General features: G+C 60.2%; 4 protein-coding genes. 1 reads left to right on the top strand and 3 read right to left on the bottom strand.

Annotated features, from left to right (window positions below; genetic code table 11):
* Positions 1 to 134: 134 nt before the first annotated feature.
* The 3 genes from ccoM to ACW9JC_RS28950 form a co-directional block, all read right to left on the bottom strand.
* Positions 135 to 251: a cytochrome c oxidase subunit CcoM gene (gene ccoM / locus ACW9JC_RS28960; RefSeq protein ID WP_056856105.1), complete on the bottom strand. Its 117-nt coding sequence runs from the start codon at positions 249 to 251 to the stop codon at positions 135 to 137.
* A 143-nt stretch (positions 252 to 394) separates the two neighbouring features.
* The gene (locus tag ACW9JC_RS28955) at positions 395 to 556 is read right to left on the bottom strand and encodes a hypothetical protein (RefSeq protein WP_008016476.1); all 162 of its coding nucleotides are present in this window, start codon (positions 554 to 556) and stop codon (positions 395 to 397) included.
* 97 nt (positions 557 to 653) lie between these two features.
* A complete protein-coding gene (locus ACW9JC_RS28950) occupies positions 654 to 995 on the bottom strand; it encodes an aspartate-semialdehyde dehydrogenase (RefSeq protein WP_338585133.1) in 342 nt (113 codons plus the stop codon).
* 218 nt (positions 996 to 1,213) lie between these two features.
* Between ACW9JC_RS28950 and rapA the strand changes: the two genes are divergently transcribed.
* Positions 1,214 to 4,060: an RNA polymerase-associated protein RapA gene (gene rapA / locus ACW9JC_RS28945; RefSeq protein ID WP_338585132.1), complete on the top strand. Its 2,847-nt coding sequence runs from the start codon at positions 1,214 to 1,216 to the stop codon at positions 4,058 to 4,060.
* Positions 4,061 to 4,170 lie beyond the last annotated feature (110 nt).

The following is a 4,170-nucleotide window of genomic DNA, read 5'->3' as shown; positions in this document are numbered from 1 at the left end:
AGCGGTTTTTCAAAAGCGGGTAGACAGTGGGTGCGAGTCCATACATAGGAGCTGCGCGTATAAATCTTCAGGCAAAAAAAAGGGCAACCGAAGTTGCCCAAAATGCCTTGCGTGCTCATTGCATCCAGAAAGACCTACGGTTTTTTCCGCTTGTGCGAATCCTTCCAGATAAAAAATCCGAATCCTGCAAAAAAAACGAACATGAGGCTGACGGTCAGCACTCCGGCGATCACCACGTTGTCGAAAAACATGACGCGTCTCCTGCTGTTGCCCTGTTGCGATAGGGCTAAGTTACCCAAACAGGCAGGAGAAAATATTGACCGGGATCAATGTCGCCCGGAATCGGGCTTAGATGAGGGGAAAAACTGACCTGCATCGATCGATGCAGGGGGATTCAACGTTTTTTCGGTTTGTTCTTCGGCTTTTTCTTCGCTTTACCTAGCGGCATGGCCTGTTCGAACGCCTGGCGAACTTCATTGAGTCGCTTGTCGTTGAGGTCATGTACACGCTTGGCGCGTTCGGCGTTGAGGTCGATCAGTTTGTCGTCTTGGCTCATGTTCTGTGCATCGCGTGGAATGAAATTCAGCTGTCGCAGCATTCGACAGGATTGCCCCAATAATGCGGTCTGGCGACGGCGCTGACCAGCCACGAGCTCAAATCTCGATATCGACCCACAAACCCTGACGGGGCTGATCGTCCATCAGTGGCGCCACCGGCACCGTGTTGTCGGCATTGAGTTCGTCACCGGGAATGGCCAGGTGCGCCTCCGGGTCCTCGTCGGCTTCGCGGCGACGCCTTTGCTGTTCCTGCTTGCGGCGCTGTTCCTCGCGCAGCAGTAAGGCAGTTTCTTCAGGATCGCGTTTTTGCAGATCGATGGTGCTGTCGGTGGAGCTTTCCTGCACCGGTACAACGGGCGCGATGTCCGGGCGCGGGCGGACCGGGTCGTGCTGGGAAGTGATCGGCACGGCACTCAAGGGAAGCATCGGTGGCAGCATATTTTTTAGTCTCCTGTCAGCAGGATGTCGGCTGCGGGGATAGCGACTTGAGCCATCGGTCGCAAACTGTGACCCAATTGGCACTGGTGAGTGCCTTAAACCGCGCGCTATGCGCGAGTGGACTAACGTAAGACTGAGAGTTTTTCTGAGAGTCTTTTGGCCCTCAAGCCCTCATTCCGTTAAGATAGCCCGCTTTTTCAAGGTGGGAGTCAGGCAGCATGGCGCAGCAGTATCAACCGGGGCAACGCTGGATCAGTGACAGCGAAGCCGAGCTGGGTTTGGGCACCGTTCTGGCACAGGACGGCCGCTTGTTGACCGTGCTCTATCCGGCCACTGGCGACACCCGCCAGTACGCGCTACGGAATGCGCCCCTCACTCGCGTGCGGTTTTCGCCGGGCGACTCCATCACTCACTTCGAAGGCTGGAAACTCACCGTTCGCGAAGTCGATGACATGGACGGTCTGCTGGTTTACCACGGCCTGAACGCGCAGAACGAAGTGGTCACCCTGCCGGAAACCCAACTGTCGAACTTCATCCAGTTCCGCCTGGCCAGCGACCGTCTGTTCGCCGGCCAGATCGACCCGCTGGCCTGGTTCTCCCTGCGTTATCACACCCTGGAACACACCAGCCGCCAGTTGCAGTCCGCGCTATGGGGCCTGGGTGGCGTGCGTGCGCAACCGATCGCGCACCAGTTGCACATCGCCCGTGAAGTCGCCGACCGTATCGCGCCGCGGGTTCTGCTGGCAGACGAAGTGGGCCTGGGTAAAACCATCGAAGCCGGTCTGGTCATTCACCGCCAACTGCTCTCGGGCCGCGCCAATCGCGTGCTGATCCTGGTGCCGGAAAACCTTCAGCACCAGTGGCTGGTGGAAATGCGCCGCCGTTTCAACCTGCAAGTCGCCCTGTTCGACGAAGAACGCTTCATCGAAAGCGATGCCTCCAACCCGTTCGAAGACACTCAGCTTGCGCTGGTGGCCCTGGAATGGCTGGTGGACGACGAGAAGGCCCAGGACGCGTTGTTCGCAGCCGGCTGGGATTTGCTGGTGGTCGACGAAGCGCACCACCTGGTGTGGCACGAAGAGCAGGCCAGCCCTGAGTACACGCTGGTCGAGCAACTCGCCGAAACCATTCCCGGCGTGCTGCTGCTGACCGCGACCCCGGAACAACTCGGCCAGGACAGCCACTTTGCGCGTCTGCGCCTGCTAGACCCGAATCGTTTCCATGACCTGGCCGCTTTCCGCGCCGAGAGCGAGAACTATCGCCCGGTGGCCGAAGCCGTTCAGGAGTTGCTGGAGAAGGGGCGCCTGTCGCCAGCAGCACACAAGACCATCCACGGTTTCCTCGGCAACGAAGGCGAAGCCCTGCTGACCGCCGTCAACGACGGCGATATAGAAGCCAGCGCCCGCCTCGTGCGCGAATTGCTCGACCGTCACGGCACCGGCCGCGTGCTGTTCCGTAACACCCGCGCTGCGGTGCAAGGTTTCCCGGAGCGCAAACTGCACCCGTATCCGCTGCCATGCCCGGACGAATACCTCGAACTGCCGCTGGGCGATCACGCCGAGCTGTACCCGGAAGTCAGCTTCCAGGCCCAGCCGGACGCCAGCGAAGAAGAACGCTGGTGGAAATTCGACCCGCGCGTCGAGTGGCTGATCGATCAGCTGAAAATGCTCAAACGCACCAAAGTGCTGGTGATCTGCGCTCACGCCGAAACCGCCATGGACCTCGAAGATGCCCTGCGCGTACGTTCCGGCATTCCGGCCACGGTGTTCCACGAGGGCATGAACATCCTCGAACGTGATCGCGCCGCTGCTTACTTCGCCGACGAAGAGTTTGGTGCGCAGGTGCTGATCTGCTCGGAAATCGGCAGTGAAGGCCGCAACTTCCAGTTCTCCCATCACCTGGTGCTGTTCGACCTGCCGTCCCACCCGGACCTGCTGGAGCAACGCATCGGCCGTCTGGACCGGATCGGCCAGAAACACATCATCGAACTGCACGTGCCGTATCTGGAAACCAGTCCGCAAGAGCGCCTGTTCCAGTGGTACCACGAAGCGCTGAACGCGTTCCTCAACACCTGCCCGACCGGCAACGCCTTGCAGCACCAGTTCGGCCCGCGCCTGCTGCCGCTGCTGGAAGAAGCCGACGACGGTGAATGGCAAGCGCTGATCGACGAAGCCCGTACCGAGCGTGAACGTCTGGAAGCCGAGCTGCACACCGGTCGCGATCGCCTGCTGGAACTCAATTCCGGCGGCGCTGGCGAAGGCGATGCGCTGGTTGAAGACATCCTTGAGCAGGACGACCAGTTCGCCCTGCCGATCTACATGGAAACCCTGTTCGACGCTTTCGGCATCGACAGCGAAGACCATTCGGAAAACGCCCTGATCCTCAAGCCGAGCGAAAAAATGCTCGACGCCAGCTTCCCGCTGGGCGACGACGAAGGCGTGACCATCACTTACGACCGTAACCAGGCACTGTCTCGCGAAGACATGCAGTTCATCACCTGGGAACACCCGATGGTGCAAGGCGGCATGGACCTGGTGTTGTCCGGTTCCATGGGCAACACCGCCGTGGCGCTGATCAAGAACAAGGCGCTGAAACCCGGCACCGTGTTGCTGGAACTGCTCTACGTCAGCGAAGTGGTTGCCCCGCGCTCGCTGCAACTGGGCCGTTACCTGCCGCCGGCCGCCCTGCGCTGCCTGCTTGATGCCAATGGCAACGACCTATCGTCCCGAGTGTCGTTCGAGACCCTGAACGATCAACTGGAAAGCGTGCCGCGCGCCAGCGCCAACAAGTTCATCCAGGCTCAGCGCGATCAGCTGACACCACGGATCAACGCCGGCGAAGACAAGATCTACCCGCGTCACGCCGAACGTGTGGCTGAGGCGCAACGTCGTCTGGCCGCCGACACCGATGAAGAACTGGCGCGCCTGACCGCGTTGCAAGCCGTCAACCCGACTGTACGCGACAGCGAACTGGTTGCCCTGCGCAAACAACGCGAGCAAGGCCTGGCCATGCTCGACAAGGCGGCGCTGCGACTGGAAGCGATTCGGGTGTTGGTGGCGGGTTAAGTCTCCTGCTCTGCCCTGCTAAATAAAGAAGGCGCGCAGCGATGCGGGCCTTCTTTTTTTTGAATCAACATCAAGAGATCGCAGCCTTCGGCAGCTCCTACAGGGGTACG

The organism is Pseudomonas sp. SDO5591_S426 (assembly GCF_054070755.1).
The sequence above is the reverse complement of the archived record's forward strand: the minus strand, read 5'-3'. Positions and strand labels throughout refer to the sequence as shown.